The following is a 14,092-nucleotide window of genomic DNA, read 5'->3' as shown; positions in this document are numbered from 1 at the left end:
TTAATTTAAATAATTTTGTAGTTTTGACATAATTGAATAGCAGAAGCACTGAAGAAATTTATTAAACTAGTTGCACTTTTCAACTGTTTTTTTCATGTGTTTAGCTTTGTTACGAAGTTTGCTTCTATTGCCAGTTATGAGATTAATCTGCTGAATACCAATTTTCAGTTTTTTACGAGCAGCAACTACAAACTCTAAACAATGGACTTAGGGGCAGGCCCCCAAAAAACGAATATGGCCAGCCATATTCAGTGCTTGCTACAATACGAGAAAACAGTGCTATATAGCAAATACTTAACTTGCCGAAAAAAACGGTTAGTACGAGAATGATTACGTTGACTTTTTGTCCTGACAATAATATATTATTGTCAGGACAAAAAGTGAGGTGAAGCGATGTCCTCCAAAAAGATGGGGCGTCCTCCATCTGACAAACCCAAAAACAAAACGATTGAGATACGTGTCGATCAGGAAACTATGAGCAAGCTTGATGCTTCTGCCGAAAAGTTGAATACGTCACGATCTGCAATTGTCCGCAAAGGGATTGAAAAGGTGTATGACGAGCTCCAAAAATAAAGAAGGAAGCAGCGAGCATCCCGAGAAGAACACCGCTACTTCCTATCCCGCAACCGCTTAAATAAGCAGACTGCATAAATATCCTACCATGTGCAGGAATCTCATTCAAGCGATGCGATGAATTAATGGGAGGATGAACATGAAAACCATTTTGGAAGCCATGTACCGTGGTCAAATTCACCCCGATGAGGTGATTGTTCCGTCTCAGCCGGAATACCGTACTGTAAGCCATCAGGTGGCTGCACAGACGGAGCAATGGCGTGAGCGATTAGGTGAGGAAGTATTTCGTGAGCTAGAGGAATATTTTGACCTGTGCGACAGTGTAGATAGTATGCATGTAGAAGCTGCCTTTCTCCATGGATTCAAGCTTGGAGCGAACTTGCTCATCGAGGTAATGAGCAACAGAGAGGAACTAGTTCCTAATTCAGCTTCGAGCATGTCATTATGATGACAATAGCGACATATTAACAGTTGTTGATTCAGACGGGATAATCTACCGCTATCATTGCTATGAAATTGAAAACTCAATGGAAATGCACACAGCGGCGCGTTCCCGTCTAAGATGGTTAAAGGAAATTGAACCATATGCATTTGCTGAGCTTGTCTTTCAACGCGATATGAGGCAATTTGCCTAGGGATACACCAGAGTAAAGCAGCAAAGCGACTTGGAGGAACAGCTTACTGTTCACTTCCAAGACAAGTCCTTTGCTCGGGCGATTGCTAGAGAAATGATGATGTATGGTAACTAAGTGATATTTTGATTATGGGGAACGAATGCAGGGGGAGCTTTCAGTCCATTTTCCGAAAGATGGGTAACGCTGAAGGTGAGCTGCCATTCGCTCCCCTTTTTCTCGGCCAGGTGAATGTTAAAAGCAACACGGGACAACTGTCTCGTTGTAGAAACACTGAATTTGGCCTTCCAAATTTGCTTGTCAGGGGTGTGCTCCTGATACCCCCACCGTTTATATATTGTTTTCCCTAAGTTATATGTCCATTTTTAACCACTTCCAAAAAGCTTCAAGGATGATTTCTCTGCGCAAACATGCATCACGATTGAGCTTCGCAAACTCAGTTCACTGATAGAAGGCTTACTCCGTTGTCTTCCCATATCGGATCCAGGCATGGATTGAATTTAAGATCTATGAATCTAAACGAAATGAAATTATTGAGATAATTAAGCAAGGCGGCCTGGGAAATGACTACCAAAAAGTGGGTAGCGAATTATTGTTATTACCGCCAAAATTTCGTTATCTTTCAGATGGTGGAGAGATTATTATTAATCAGTCAAAAACGATATTTTTCTTTTATTCTTATAGGGGAATTCTTGATAATTATAATGGTTTTATTTTTGTAGTTGATAAAAATGTGAATAGCATTAAAGAAGTTTTAGAGGATTTTAGTAACATTATTCAAATGAATGAACATTGGTATTGGATTAGTTCTTAAAATGCATCTGGTGGTTAGAAAGGGAAGGAAGTATGAACAAGACTCTCCTTTTAAAAATTAGTGAATCATTGGATTGTGATCGGTTAAGTTTAAGTGAAATGGCTGCTGAAATTAATCATATCATTTCGCAGCATGAGCTTAGCGAGCAGCTAGAGCTAAATGGAAGTATTAATAAGCAACAATTAGCTAGACTCTATAGTGTTCTTCACTTAGTTGATATGGATTCATCAGTGAAAGAGCATATAGCATGGAATTATTTTAAGAATAAATATGAGGAAACGAATACAAGGTATATCAGCGAAGATTTGCTTGAAGAAATCGTTGAGACTTTTACGGAAAGTAAGTATTTAGGGCTGGAAAGTGTAATTATTGATGCATTGAAAACAGACAGAATTCAATTAAATCAAATCTTAAATTTAGAAAAAATCTTTTTTAGTAAGGCATTCATAAAAGAAACGGTTGTTTTTAAATATAGGGAAATTGTTCGAAATGGAGGAATCCTTGACAAGGAACAGGTCGTAACACTATTAAAATACCGAGCGTATACATCGCTTGAATTTGCAATAGATCAGCATGCAGTTTCTAATGATGCCTTACTTGAAATTCGCAAACCAAGCCCTCAAGAAAATGATAGAAAGTTGAAAGAGAAATTATTTAATAAGGCTCAGCAACTCTACAGCCTATCTGATAATAGAGGTGATTAAGATGCAGTATTTTACAGACAAATTGTGGTCTAAGATAAACAGTGAAGATGAAGAAGAGCGAAACGAAGCGAACCGTGTATGGGATGAAAATGAAGCTCTATACCTTCAGCGATTTCAAAAGTTAAAAGATAAATTGCCTAGGCAAGTATTTGATTTATATAACTCTAGGAGTTTTCATGATTCAAATCTGATCGAAGTTAAAATTAATCAACTAGACACAAGCATTAAAAGACCGATTAATGTAGAAATAACATTAACGGACGGAGAGAGTTGTTGGCGAATTATTTATAAGAAGATTATTAAACTTCAAATTGATTATTCTGAGAATGACGCTGCAGTTAGACCTTATGGATTTGGTGATTGGGGGTACGAGGAAATACTAGATGTAAACGAGGATGTCCTGTCTCATGAAATTCTTTTTTCATCAGGCTCTAAAATTCTCATACACTTCAGCAATAAAATGATAGAAATATCTAAACAATAGAGAGGGATGCCATTTTGAATCTAAAAGGTAATTGCACGATTAGTTTTATTGATAGCTCGCTAACTATGGACGAAATACATAACATACTAAAGATAACCCCTACAAAAATTATTACAAAAGGACAAGTCATTAGTGAAGCAATTAATAAAAATGCTGATTCAAATAAGTGGATGTATAAAGAAGTTTTAAATGAGGGAGAGGAGCCTTCCGAAGTAATCACAAGACTTCTCAATCAGCTACAAAAAGAAAACATACAACGCATTACACAAACCTGTAATGATGCTGTTATAGGATTATATCTTAACTCTGAGTATGGACAAATGGGATTTGAGCTATCCACAGAGAACATTACAATATTATCTGAATTAAAGATACGGTTAGAGGTTCATATACTTTCTTTGGGTAAGGTTGATTAGTCACAATATAGTTTACTATTCCCCTCTACACAGGTAAGAACACTAGACAGGTGATAGATGATGGATACCAGGGATTTAAAGACTTTTGAAGTTAAAGAAAAGGTTTTTGATAAAGCAGTAAAAGGATTCTGGAATCACGTTAACTCATGGAAAAAGGAAGAGCCAGCTAGTTTTTTAGAAGCCTTTAAAACATTCGATATTTCAGTTGTAAAGCTAGAAAGAGAGAGAATAGCTCTCGTGATCAATTATCGATTTGATCATCCTATTGAATATGTACAGGCAACCTTAAACGTAATATTAGATGAACGATTGATTGCGCAGTACCATTATCTCTCAACCCTTGAGGGTGAGGTTATGGACGATGTTTTAAGTTTTGAAGATAAGTGAGAATAAAAGATGGTAAATCCTCGGAAACATACTATTTGAAGTGTTTGAAAAAAACACATATATAAACTTCTGGAGGTATTTTTATGGGGAGTCTTATTGAAGTTACATCTTTGAAATTGGATGGATAAAATGCAAGTCGTAATGAGAGCAATTGAGGGTTTTTGGGAAAATATTAAATTGTATAGTGAGGAGGATCCCGAAGAATTTCCCGAATTATGATCCAGCGTTTCTAGAAATCGAAGTTCAATCAGTATCAATTACATTTGATAATTTTCCAGAATTTAATTACAATCATGTTCTCATCTGTTTCTTGCATAATAAAAGTGCCTAATATTGCAGCGTAAAAATGCCGAACTTTGATGCAAAAAAGAGACACTTGTCAGCATCCCATTATCATCCTATCGTTATGTTTGCGACAACGTAGCGAGAGGAGAAATGAAAGGATGTTGAAAATGCCTCAACAAGACTATATCAGATTTCTACGCGAAGTAGAAGGCTGTTCTGTAAATGAAATAGCTGAACGTGTGGGGGTTCATTGGCGAACAGCAAAAAAATATGCCGATCAAACTAACTGGAATGTATCTGTGGCCAAACGAAAAAGTAGAAGTCCAGTCATGGGGGCATTTATGGAGATTGTCGATACGTGGTTGGAAGAGGACCGCTTGCTCCCCCGAAAGCAACGTCATACAGGTGTACGCATTTTTCAAAGGTTACGTGACGAACATCAATTTACAGGCGGACAACGTACAGTGCTAGCCTATGTGCAGAAACGAAAGAGTGAAATGGAACTGGAACGTGCCAAAACGTATGAACGACTAGAACATCCGCCTGGAGAGGCTCAAGTCGACTTTACGACCCTTGAGGTAAGCCAAGGGCACCAAATGCTTACATATAAACTTCTGGTGATGTCTTTCCCGCATAGCAACGCTGCATTCGTTTATCCGACACCGGCGGAAAATCAGGAATGCTTCTTAGAAGCGATGAAGCAATGCTTCGAACAGATGGGCGGTGTTCCTCAGCGGATATGGTTCGACAACCTGTCTGCCGCCGTCGTGCATATCGAGAAAGGAGGCGAGCGGCAATTAACCGAAGGCTTTCTGCGATTCTGTGCCCATTACCGGTTTGAAGCTGTCTTCTGCAATCCGTATAGCGGTCATGAAAAGGGGCATGTGGAAAATAAATGCGGCTACTCTAAGAGGAACTGGGCCGTCCCCATTCCCATCTATGAAAACCATGAACAACTTGTCGCGTATTTCGCTGAGCAGGCAACTCAAGATCACCAGCGTAAGCATTATGCTCAAAACCGCCGAATCGCTGATCTGTGGGAGGATGACCGACGTAAGCTCCTTACATTGCCGGAGCATGGATTTGATGCTTTTCGCTTGGCTGCTGCGGTAGTCAATAAGTACGGGGAAATTCGGATTGAAGATACGACGATTCCGTTACTAGGAATGGTTGCGCCAGGTAGCGAGGTGCTGATCCAAACGTTCTGGGATCGTCTGGTTATCCTGAACGGTCACCACCAGAAGATTCGGGAGGTGCCTAGACCTTACACGGGACGAACGGCGGACGTTCCGTGGTCGAAAGTATTTAGCGGATGGTTGAGAAAACCGCGCAGTGTTACACATTCGCAGTTCCTTCGCATGCTGCCGGAGACACTGCACGTGTATGTGACGGTGAAGGATCTGGCTGAGCGAAAAGAGCGCCTTCAGGCGCTGTTGCACTGGAGCGATGTGTACACCATAGAACAGATCCAAGAGGCAATCGCTTTGCTAGGCCAGGATGCGGCAGTTTCCCGCGTCACGGGTATCCTTGGTATGAAATATGGAAGCCGAGACTTGCCCATTACGTGGGAGGAGAAGCTGTCGCCCCCGGGAACTCGTTTGGAGGGCTCTCTTGAGCGCTACGACCAGCTTGTGGGGGTGAGCTAACATGCCAACAGAATTAGCCAATTTATGTCGGCAGCTACGATTGGCCCATGTCATGGACTATGTATCGCTTCAACAAAATGAAGAGATTCGAAGCATTGTGGAACAGATTCTAAGTGCGGAACTGGACGGACGCCGCCGTGCCAAGCTGGGAAAGCTCGTCCAGCAGGCAGGATTTCCGCATATTAAGACCTTTGAGGGGTATGCCTATGACCATATCACTTTTCCGAACGGCAGCAGTCCAGAGAAAATTCAGGGATTGGAATGGTTAGAGCGCAAGGAGAATTTACTCTTAATGGGTGCCGTAGGCACAGGCAAGACGCATATGGCAACGGCATTGGGTGTGGAGGCTTGTCGCCGTGGCAATGCGGTGCAGTTCTACCGAGCCTCCGATTTAGTTGCCATGCTTCAGGAGAAATTTACGACGGGAACACTTAACCGATTTCGAGATAAGTTGAGAAAAGTTGACTTGCTCATTCTTGATGAGGTTGGTTACGTCCCATTCAACCAAACCGGTTCTGAACTATTATTTAACGTGATAGCGGATTGCTATGAACAAAAGAGTGTGATCGTTACATCTAACTTAGAGTTTGGTCAATGGACATCGATATTCGGCGATACCAAACTCACGTCAGCACTCGTCGATCGTCTGGTGCACCATGCTCATATTCTTTCCTTCACAGGTGAGAGCTTCCGCTTCAAGCAAGCAATGGAACGAATTCCTATGTAACTTTGATGCTGGCAAGTGGGTTTAGCACTTTTGGCTGCAAAACTAAGCATTTTCTACTTGCAAAACACACTCATCCCCATAAGATACAAAGGTGAGAACATTGGCGTGTATAAGATCTTGTTTACTTTTGATGGTCAAATAGAAGATGATTTTTTTATAATTGATTAGTAATAAATTTCTTAATTACTCAACTTTCGCAGAGCGAAAATCGGCTTACTTGCTTGATGTGATTAGATAAACCCTGATTAGAATATGGATGTTGCAATAATAGAAAAACACCGCTTCATTTGGTAAAGTGAGAGTGTCGAATCAATCACTACCATACAGAAGAGGTGTCCTCTACATGATAGAGCAAAGCATATTACAAAATCAACTTCCAAATGAAATTAAACCCGCTTTTAAAGAGCTGAAAGTATTGCAACATTTAAGAACAGCTGGATTTAAAAAGAGATTTGGTTATACCTGTTCGTTTTTATTCCAGCTTGTCTTTGTCCTTTTGTTTCACCACAAAAACTGGTTCCGCCTGTTGGAAAGCGAGAAAGGTGATACGTTTCCTGGGAAGGATGCGATCTATCGATTCCTGAATCACAGCGGCTATGCATGGCGCAAATTTCTGTCATTGCTTAGTTCCTCCACTATCGATAAAATTCGCCCACTGACAGGTGAAGATCGCATGTCTGCATTTGTTGTTGACGACTCCATGTTTGAGCGCAATCGTAGCAAGAAGGTTGAACTGCTTTCTCGATTTAAAGATCATGCAACGGGTTCCTTTTATAAAGGATTTCGGATGCTTACGCTAGGCTGGTCGGATGGTCATACGTTTATTCCCGTTGACTTCTCCTTGCTAGCTTCGATGAAATCGCAAATAAATGGGATCATGCAAGGGATCGACAAGAGAACGTCTGGCTACAAGCGTCGGGTCGAAGCTTTGCTTCCTGCTCCTGAAATTATTCCATCGATGATTGATCGTGCGCTTTCCGCTGGTGTGCAGGCTTCATACGTGCTAATGGATAGTTGGTTCACACATGCTCCATTAATCCAAGCCATCGTTGATCGAGGCCTAGATGTGATCGGCATGGTCAAAGCGGATAAGAAGCGTTATCTTGTTGACGAACGCCGATTATCTTTGCAAGAACTTTATTATGAAGCCATCCCTGTTCAAGGAAAAAACAAGGGAATCTTACGCTCTATCCGTACCGAGTTGTCTCCAGGGATTCCAGTCATGATGGTTTTCGTGCGTCACCGCTCAAAAAAGAAAGAATGGCTTGCCATTCTATGCACCGACCTAACGATTTCGGAAGAAAAAATGATTCAGATATACGGCATTCGCTGGGATATCGAAGTCTTCTTTAAGTGTGCCAAATCCTTACTGCGCCTACAAAAAGAGTTTCAAGGACGCTCATATGATCTCCTTATCAGCCATACCACGATTGTTTTTTCACGGTATATTTTGCTAGCGTGGCAACACCGACAAAGTACCGACAACCGTACGCTTGGTGGCTTGTTTTATTTGCTATGTGATGAAGTAGGTCAGCTAGATTGGGCTGTAGCCTTAAAACAACTGATTGAATTAATCGAAGATATCTCCAAGAAAGCCAGTAAGAAGATCACAACACTCATTCAAACACAACTACAGCAATGGATCGCTGGCTTGCCCAGTTACATCAAGGCTTATTTGCCGATTTCAAGCTGCGAAAGTTGAGTTAATTACTTTAAACATCGCGTTACATAACCAAAACGCCCGTTACCACGGCTAAAGCGGTAACGGGCGTTTCTGCTTTATATAATTACTGTTCTTCTGTACACGGGAAGAACAACTTGGGTTCCTGTTCAGACTACAACCACAATCATTTTCTAAAACAACAAAAGCCCTACCTCTCTTTTGTCCTTGCGGCTCCGATGACCGCGCCAGTGTGAATCAGAAATACATTAAATCCTTATTTTGGGTCATTCATAGGAATTTTCTTACCTGGGTCAGGTATAGGAGGGCTATAATCTTGTGAGGAACTACATTCAAAACTTACTTTTGCAACTCGAAATTATATTTTACTATAGATTTTTATAGAAAGCAAGTGTTTCGTCAGTAAAAACCGCTTCAGCATATAGCAGAAGCGGTAAGTGGCATGCGTGGTTATTGCTGCACTCAGGAAGTGAAGCAGCAGGCTTCTATTGTTGTACTGAGGTAATCTCGCTGCACCGAGGTAGTGGCGCAGGCAGGCTTGTATTGCTGTACTGTGGCAAATTCGCTTCCTCAGGCAATGATACAGGCGTATGGATGTTGCTAGGAGCTTCGCTTCGTCCAAGCGATCAAACAGGCCTATCTCTCTCCCAGGGTTGCCGCGCCTAGCGACGGCAGCTGCCCATTGCCTAGTTGGCAAAGGTATAACTATCGTTCGTCTTATTCAGCATGTTTTTGAAGCCTGATGTTGCATAGAGTTTCTGCTCTTTGGAAATGAACAGTGCCTCTGTATCCGGGGTATCCTCGATAAACTTGAGTCCTTCCTCAATGCCGAGTACGAACAGCGTAGTGGAGAGGGCATCCGCATCCGTGGAATGCTTCGTGACGACCGTAACGCTGCTGATGCCGTTGTCTACCGGATAGCCGGTTTCGGGATCGAGAATGTGCTGATACAGCTTGCCATCCTCGATGAAGAAACGTTCATATATACCGGAGGTGACGACGGTCTTATCTTCCACCTGAAGCGTGCCGATGGAATTGCCTCGGTTCTTGTCGGGGTCTTGAATGCCGATATTCCACATTTTACCTCCCGGCTTCTGGCCCATCGCATAAATATTTCCGCCAAGATCGATGATGGCGCTGCTGAAGCCCTGCTCCTGTAAATAGTCGTAAATTGCATCCGCCGCATAGCCTTTACCGATCGAACCGAGGTCGATAGCCATGCCTTCCTTCTGCAAATAGATTTCCTGCGTGTCCTGATTCAGGTCAATCAGACGGTAGTCGTTAAGTGTCCTGGCCGCCTCAATCAGATTAGCATCGGGCACTTTGGCGTTCTCATGGCCGATATTCCACAGTGTAACCAAGTTGCCGATGGCGGGATTGAATTTCCCGTCAGTACGCTTAGCATAATCCAGAGCTTTGATGACAAGCTCGAAGGTTTCAGAGGATACTTTAACGGCGGATTTTCCGGAGTTTACATTAACCTGGTAGATCTCGCTGCTCTCCAGCGTACGGCTGATTTTGCTGTCGATGTCCTTCAATAGAGCTTCGATTTCGTTAAAATGCTCTCTAGTCGCTCGGTTATCGTATATTTTCACGTTGACAACGGTATCGAATATAAAGAATGTTTCTGCCATCGGCTTAATAGATTCATGATCATTTGCCGTTTTTTGATTCTTAGAGACGGAGTTGGTTGACGGGTTCGAATTTGTGCCACATCCAGCCAATAAGGTCATGGATAATAGTACGGTTAGCCCGAGGGTAATCAGTCTGTTGTGGTTCATGTGTGCCGCCTCATTTCATTTCTTTCTAAATTTATTGATTCAAATTTATTGTATCAAGAATAGCAATTTGTTAAAAGTAATATTTTTCACAAAGTAATGATTATTCCATTAAATTCCTTACAAAGTGAGGGTTTTGTGACAATCAGGAAAATGAGAGAAATCGCACAGGTTAGTCATTGAAGGTTTGAAAAACAGGGGTTATAATGAGTTCGTCTAGAATTTATATAATTAAAAAATAAGGGGTTTTCTCTATGAAACGTGGAGACGTCCTGCTGGTTAGCTTGATCGTCGTTATTGCTCTGGCATTTCTAATTCCAAGGTGGCTTTTTGCAGATTTAAGTGAAAAAAATCACAATAATACTCCGCTTGTCGCAAATATTAAAGTAGACGGTAAGCTGGTTCGATCCGTGGAACTCACGGAGGAGGAGCAAATTATTGAAATTGAAACCGAGGATGGTCTCAACATTTTGAAGGTGCATGACTATGGTATAGAGATGATTGAGGCGGACTGTCCCGATCAGTTATGTCTAACCTTCGGCTTTGTTAAGCGCGATGGGGGGGCGATTGTCTGCCTTCCGCATAAAATGATTGTTGAAATCGAAGGAGACCTGGGGGAAGGAGATGATATAGATGCCATTGTTAAATAAGCAAACTGCGCAGAGGTCGCTGGGCAGCGAATCGTCCACCCTCATATTGAAAAGAACGGTGATCGTGGCTATTTTCGCTGCGGTTGCAGTCGTGTTAAGTCTGATCGAATCGCTTATTCCCATTAACATGGGAGTTCCGGGGGCCAAGCTGGGACTGGCTAATATTATGGTACTGACCTGCCTTTATTTCCTGAAGGCAAGGGATGCCCTGATGATGGTATTGCTGAAGACTTTGCTTACTGCCTTTATATTTGGTACGTTCTCCAGTTTTTTATTTAGCATTATGGGCGCGCTGTTTAGCTTTGCGGCAATGTGGTTCCTGCTTCTGGTAGGACGCAAGAGACTGAGCATGATCGGCATAAGCATCGTGGGAGGGATTGCTCATAATATCGGGCAGCTTACGGCGGCATCACTATATTTCCTGACAACGAAAATATTTTATTACCTGCCGATGCTCCTCATTACAGGAGTGTTGACGGGGATTGCGGTTGGGATTGCGGTTCGCTATTTGATCCCAGCTCTGTCCAGGCTATCTTTGTTTGAATCGTTTTTGAATGATTAAGGGGGTGAGGAGATGGCTGCAGCGGAAGCGGAATATGCTTATGAATTGGAGCAGGTATCCTTTGCTTATGTGCCGGAAACCCCGATTTTGGATGAGGTGACATTCCGTATTGCTTCTGGAAGCTGGGTGTCGATCGTCGGCCCCAACGGTTGCGGAAAATCAACGCTTGCCAAGCTACTAGGCGGATTACTTGCTGTAAATAGCGGTTCGATTACTGTGGAGGGCCGCGAGCTGACGCGGGAATCGGTCTGGGATATTCGCCCGCGGATCGGTATGGTATTCCAAAATCCCGATAACCAATTTATCGGGGCCACGGTGGAAGAGGATATCGCCTTCGGGTTGGAGGGACGTTGTCTTGCTCGTGAGGAGATGAGGGAGCGGGTACAGCGATACGCCGAGAAGCTGGGAATCAGTCATCTGTTATCCAAGCATCCATCGGAGCTGTCAGGGGGACAGAAGCAGCGCGTAGCCCTCGCCTCTATTCTGGCGATGGAGCCTGGTATCGTTATTTTTGATGAAGCATCCTCCATGTTGGATGAGAAAGCACGCGGGGAGCTGCTGCAAATTTGGCAGGAGATGCGGAAGAGCGGGGATTACACGCTCATTTCGATTACGCATGATGCGGAAGAGATTATGGCCTCGGACCGGGCGATTGTGCTTCGGGGCGGGGCCATTGCGGCCGATAGAGCTCCTGCGGAGCTATTCGAAGATGAGGAGCTGCTGCAGGCGTGTCGTTTGATCGCGCCTTATCGGGTGAGGCTTCAGCAGGAGCTAAGGAAGCGGGGGATGGATGGAGAAGCTATTCTCCGAGGCCGGCATACAAGGAGGTGGTGACATTATGGCTATTACATTCGATGAGGTAAGCTACGCCTACGATGATCGAACCTTATGGCGAAGCGGGGCGCTGGAGGGCGTCAATCTTGATATTCCGCCTGGAACATTTACGGGTATTGCCGGTACGACAGGCTCTGGCAAATCGACGCTGCTGCAGCATTTCAATGGCATCCTGAGGCCGACAGAAGGCCGTGTGCGGATTTTGGACGTGGTGGTGAATGCCCGGGAAAAAGCGCCTAAAATGAGCGAGCTGCGCAGACGTGTGGGGCTTGTCTTTCAATTTCCCGAGCAGCAGTTATTCGAGGACACGGTGGAAAAAGACCTTTGTTTTGGCCCGCTTAATTTTGGAATGTCTCTGGCGGAAGCGAGGGAACGGGCAAGATGGGCGCTGGACCTGCTGGGTCTGGACGAGTCGCTTCTTTCGCGAAATCCCTTTCATCTAAGCGGCGGTCAAATGCGCAAAGTCGCCATAGCTTCAGTGCTGGCCATGGACCCCGAGGTGATTGCTTTGGATGAGCCCACGGCCACTCTTGATCCGCAGAGCCGGGCTGAGCTTGCCGCATTGCTATCCAAGCTGCACCGCGAGCAGGGCAAGACGGTAATCGTCGTGACGCACCGGATGGAAGAACTGCTGCCCTACGTCGATGGGTGGATTATTATGAAGAGCGGCCGGACGCTGTTCCAGGGCACGACTGATGCGCTTGTCCGCGAATCCGCCGTTCTGGAGCAGGAGGGGCTGGCTCTTCCGGAATGCATCACCCTTTGGAATCAGCTTGCCGCCCAGTACGGAATGGAGGGAGAGAAGCCGTGCTTGACGCCGGACTCATTAGCCGAGCGGCTGGAGCAGGCGTTCTTGGCTGCGGGTAGATCAAAAGACAGAGAGGAGAGATTGGCATGCGGGGAAAGCTTGTGATAGGCCGAAGCATCGATACCGGATCGTGGATTCACGGGCTTGACCCGCGGGCGAAGCTGACGGCGATGGTGTTGTATCTTATCGCGATCGTTGCCGTGGGCTCATGGCCTGCGCTTGGAGCTGCCGCGGTCTTTTCACTCGCTTATATGTCGTCAACGAAAATTCCGCTTAAGTATTACGTCAAGGCGGCTAAGCCACTCTGGGTGCTCATGGTGTTTATTTTTGCCGTGCAGTGCTTTACTGTGACCGAAGGAACTGCGCTCTGGCAGATCGGCTCATGGACTCTCTATTCTGGAGGAGTTAGCCTTGGGCTTATTTCGGCTTCGCGTATGGCAATGCTTGTCTCGTTTACCGCGATCCTTACGTTCACAACGACGCCTGGGCGGTTGAATCAAGGGATGGCCGGCGTGCTCAAGCCGTTCGAGGCGATCGGCATATCGGCACAGCGCTTGACATTGATGATGAGCATTGCGCTGCGGTTCATTCCGACGATCCTCGATGAGTCGCAGAAGATCGTGAAGGCACAGGCAGCCCGGGGCGCTGATTTGCGGGAGCTGCCATGGAAAGAGAAGGGGAAGATGCTAGTATCCTTGCTCGTTCCCGTTACGGTAGGTGCTTTTCGCCGGGCTGAGGAATTGGTTTTGTCAATGGAATCAAGAGGCTATCGAATCGGAGCACCCCGTTCAGAGTATCATAGGCTCGAATGGAAGAGTCGTGACACTTGGTTCGTTTTATCATTTGCTCTTTTGGCTGTGGCGGTGCTGCTGTACCGATTTTTCATATAGGGGGATATTGGTGCGGCAGCGAATGTTTAGAAAGTCTATGAGGAAGCCCAAGTGGGCTTCAGTAGCACCATAGAAGATTTATGAATCTCTTATGAAGTCTTGAAGCGCCTTATGAAGCACTCTATGAAGAACTGAAGCACCTTGTGAAGTATCTTATGAAGTATCTTATGAAGTATTCTATAGAGTTACCTAATAGAAGCATCTCACAGAATTACTAGAAT

At 44.4% G+C, this 14,092-nt stretch carries 17 protein-coding genes; 16 read left to right on the top strand and 1 reads right to left on the bottom strand.

What is annotated here, in order from left to right:
* The first annotated feature begins 393 nt into the window (after nucleotides 1-393).
* The 11 genes from EIM92_RS00960 (at nucleotide 394) to EIM92_RS00915 (ending at nucleotide 8,370) form a co-directional block, all read left to right on the top strand.
* Entirely contained in the window at nucleotides 394-573 is a 180-nt protein-coding gene (locus tag EIM92_RS00960) for a ribbon-helix-helix protein, CopG family (RefSeq protein WP_125081073.1), read from the top strand.
* Between the two features lie 139 nt (nucleotides 574-712).
* Nucleotides 713-1,021 (top strand): DUF6809 family protein, encoded by a 309-nt coding sequence (locus EIM92_RS00955; RefSeq protein ID WP_125081072.1) that lies wholly within the window; start codon nucleotides 713-715, stop codon nucleotides 1,019-1,021.
* Nucleotides 996-1,208, top strand: coding sequence for a DUF6061 family protein (locus tag EIM92_RS24675; protein ID WP_425464185.1), 213 nt, complete (start codon nucleotides 996-998; stop codon nucleotides 1,206-1,208). Before EIM92_RS00955 ends, EIM92_RS24675 begins: the two co-directional genes overlap by 26 nt.
* 574 nt (nucleotides 1,209-1,782) lie before the next feature.
* Complete coding sequence (locus EIM92_RS00950; protein ID WP_125081071.1) at nucleotides 1,783-2,019, top strand: hypothetical protein; 237 nt, start codon at nucleotides 1,783-1,785, stop codon at nucleotides 2,017-2,019.
* A gap of 32 nt (nucleotides 2,020-2,051) precedes the next feature.
* On the top strand, nucleotides 2,052-2,723 hold the full coding sequence (locus EIM92_RS00945; protein WP_125081070.1) for a hypothetical protein: 672 nt from the start codon (nucleotides 2,052-2,054) through the stop codon (nucleotides 2,721-2,723).
* A 1-nt stretch (nucleotide 2,724) separates the two neighbouring features.
* The gene (locus EIM92_RS00940) at nucleotides 2,725-3,207 is read left to right on the top strand and encodes a hypothetical protein (RefSeq protein ID WP_125081069.1); all 483 of its coding nucleotides are present in this window, start codon (nucleotides 2,725-2,727) and stop codon (nucleotides 3,205-3,207) included.
* A gap of 14 nt (nucleotides 3,208-3,221) precedes the next feature.
* Nucleotides 3,222-3,623 (top strand): DUF4279 domain-containing protein, encoded by a 402-nt coding sequence (locus EIM92_RS00935; protein ID WP_125081068.1) that lies wholly within the window; start codon nucleotides 3,222-3,224, stop codon nucleotides 3,621-3,623.
* 57 nt (nucleotides 3,624-3,680) lie between these two features.
* Nucleotides 3,681-4,010 (top strand): hypothetical protein, encoded by a 330-nt coding sequence (locus EIM92_RS00930; protein ID WP_164514991.1) that lies wholly within the window; start codon nucleotides 3,681-3,683, stop codon nucleotides 4,008-4,010.
* Between the two features lie 443 nt (nucleotides 4,011-4,453).
* On the top strand, nucleotides 4,454-5,941 hold the full coding sequence (istA, locus tag EIM92_RS00925; protein WP_164514990.1) for an IS21 family transposase: 1,488 nt from the start codon (nucleotides 4,454-4,456) through the stop codon (nucleotides 5,939-5,941).
* 1 nt (nucleotide 5,942) lies between these two features.
* Nucleotides 5,943-6,668, top strand: a complete 726-nt coding sequence (gene istB / locus EIM92_RS00920) for an IS21-like element helper ATPase IstB (protein ID WP_125081065.1) — start codon at nucleotides 5,943-5,945, stop codon at nucleotides 6,666-6,668.
* A 343-nt stretch (nucleotides 6,669-7,011) separates the two neighbouring features.
* Nucleotides 7,012-8,370 (top strand): IS4 family transposase, encoded by a 1,359-nt coding sequence (locus tag EIM92_RS00915; RefSeq protein WP_125081064.1) that lies wholly within the window; start codon nucleotides 7,012-7,014, stop codon nucleotides 8,368-8,370.
* A gap of 665 nt (nucleotides 8,371-9,035) precedes the next feature.
* Here EIM92_RS00915 and EIM92_RS00905 read toward each other — a convergent pair.
* Nucleotides 9,036-10,130 carry an FAD:protein FMN transferase gene (locus EIM92_RS00905; RefSeq protein WP_125081062.1) on the bottom strand — a complete coding sequence of 365 codons (1,095 nt, stop codon included), beginning with the start codon at nucleotides 10,128-10,130 and terminating at the stop codon, nucleotides 9,036-9,038.
* 251 nt (nucleotides 10,131-10,381) lie between these two features.
* On the opposite strand from EIM92_RS00905, the gene EIM92_RS00900 reads away from it, so the two are divergent.
* The 5 genes from EIM92_RS00900 to EIM92_RS00880 are packed head-to-tail and all read left to right on the top strand — an operon-like array spanning nucleotide 10,382 to nucleotide 13,871.
* Nucleotides 10,382-10,777, top strand: coding sequence for a NusG domain II-containing protein (locus tag EIM92_RS00900; RefSeq protein ID WP_125081061.1), 396 nt, complete (start codon nucleotides 10,382-10,384; stop codon nucleotides 10,775-10,777).
* Complete coding sequence (locus tag EIM92_RS00895) at nucleotides 10,761-11,339, top strand: Gx transporter family protein (protein ID WP_211344411.1); 579 nt, start codon at nucleotides 10,761-10,763, stop codon at nucleotides 11,337-11,339. The genes EIM92_RS00900 and EIM92_RS00895 overlap by 17 nt, the downstream gene beginning before the upstream one ends.
* Before the next feature lie 12 nt (nucleotides 11,340-11,351).
* Nucleotides 11,352-12,173 carry an ATP-binding cassette domain-containing protein gene (locus EIM92_RS00890; protein WP_125081060.1) on the top strand — a complete coding sequence of 274 codons (822 nt, stop codon included), beginning with the start codon at nucleotides 11,352-11,354 and terminating at the stop codon, nucleotides 12,171-12,173.
* Between the two features lie 4 nt (nucleotides 12,174-12,177).
* The gene (locus EIM92_RS00885; RefSeq protein WP_125081059.1) at nucleotides 12,178-13,086 is read left to right on the top strand and encodes an energy-coupling factor transporter ATPase; all 909 of its coding nucleotides are present in this window, start codon (nucleotides 12,178-12,180) and stop codon (nucleotides 13,084-13,086) included.
* Nucleotides 13,068-13,871: an energy-coupling factor transporter transmembrane component T family protein gene (locus tag EIM92_RS00880; protein WP_125081058.1), complete on the top strand. Its 804-nt coding sequence runs from the start codon at nucleotides 13,068-13,070 to the stop codon at nucleotides 13,869-13,871. Before EIM92_RS00885 ends, EIM92_RS00880 begins: the two co-directional genes overlap by 19 nt.
* Nucleotides 13,872-14,092: the final 221 nt, after the last annotated feature.

It is taken from the genome of Paenibacillus lentus (assembly GCF_003931855.1).
In the GTDB taxonomy this organism is placed as follows: Bacteria; Bacillota; Bacilli; order Paenibacillales; family Paenibacillaceae; genus Fontibacillus; species Fontibacillus lentus.
This window is presented reverse-complemented; position numbering and strand designations above follow the sequence as displayed.

Bases quoted from the DNA above. Each gene is read 5' to 3' on its own strand.
- EIM92_RS00955 (WP_125081072.1), top strand. From the start codon at position 713: ATGAAAACCATTTTGGAAGCCATGTACCGTGGTCAAATTCACCCCGAT.
- EIM92_RS00940 (WP_125081069.1), top strand. From the start codon at position 2,725: ATGCAGTATTTTACAGACAAATTGTGGTCTAAGATAAACAGTGAAGAT.
- EIM92_RS00880 (WP_125081058.1), top strand. From the start codon at position 13,068: ATGCGGGGAAAGCTTGTGATAGGCCGAAGCATCGATACCGGATCGTGG.
- EIM92_RS00900 (WP_125081061.1), top strand. From the start codon at position 10,382: ATGAAACGTGGAGACGTCCTGCTGGTTAGCTTGATCGTCGTTATTGCT.
- EIM92_RS00915 (WP_125081064.1), top strand. From the start codon at position 7,012: ATGATAGAGCAAAGCATATTACAAAATCAACTTCCAAATGAAATTAAA.
- EIM92_RS00885 (WP_125081059.1), top strand. From the start codon at position 12,178: ATGGCTATTACATTCGATGAGGTAAGCTACGCCTACGATGATCGAACC.
- EIM92_RS00895 (WP_211344411.1), top strand. From the start codon at position 10,761: ATGCCATTGTTAAATAAGCAAACTGCGCAGAGGTCGCTGGGCAGCGAA.
- EIM92_RS00945 (WP_125081070.1), top strand. From the start codon at position 2,052: ATGAACAAGACTCTCCTTTTAAAAATTAGTGAATCATTGGATTGTGAT.
- EIM92_RS00960 (WP_125081073.1), top strand. From the start codon at position 394: ATGTCCTCCAAAAAGATGGGGCGTCCTCCATCTGACAAACCCAAAAAC.
- istB (WP_125081065.1), top strand. From the start codon at position 5,943: ATGCCAACAGAATTAGCCAATTTATGTCGGCAGCTACGATTGGCCCAT.
- EIM92_RS00890 (WP_125081060.1), top strand. From the start codon at position 11,352: ATGGCTGCAGCGGAAGCGGAATATGCTTATGAATTGGAGCAGGTATCC.
- EIM92_RS00905 (WP_125081062.1), bottom strand. From the start codon at position 10,130: ATGAACCACAACAGACTGATTACCCTCGGGCTAACCGTACTATTATCC.
- istA (WP_164514990.1), top strand. From the start codon at position 4,454: ATGTTGAAAATGCCTCAACAAGACTATATCAGATTTCTACGCGAAGTA.
- EIM92_RS00930 (WP_164514991.1), top strand. From the start codon at position 3,681: ATGATGGATACCAGGGATTTAAAGACTTTTGAAGTTAAAGAAAAGGTT.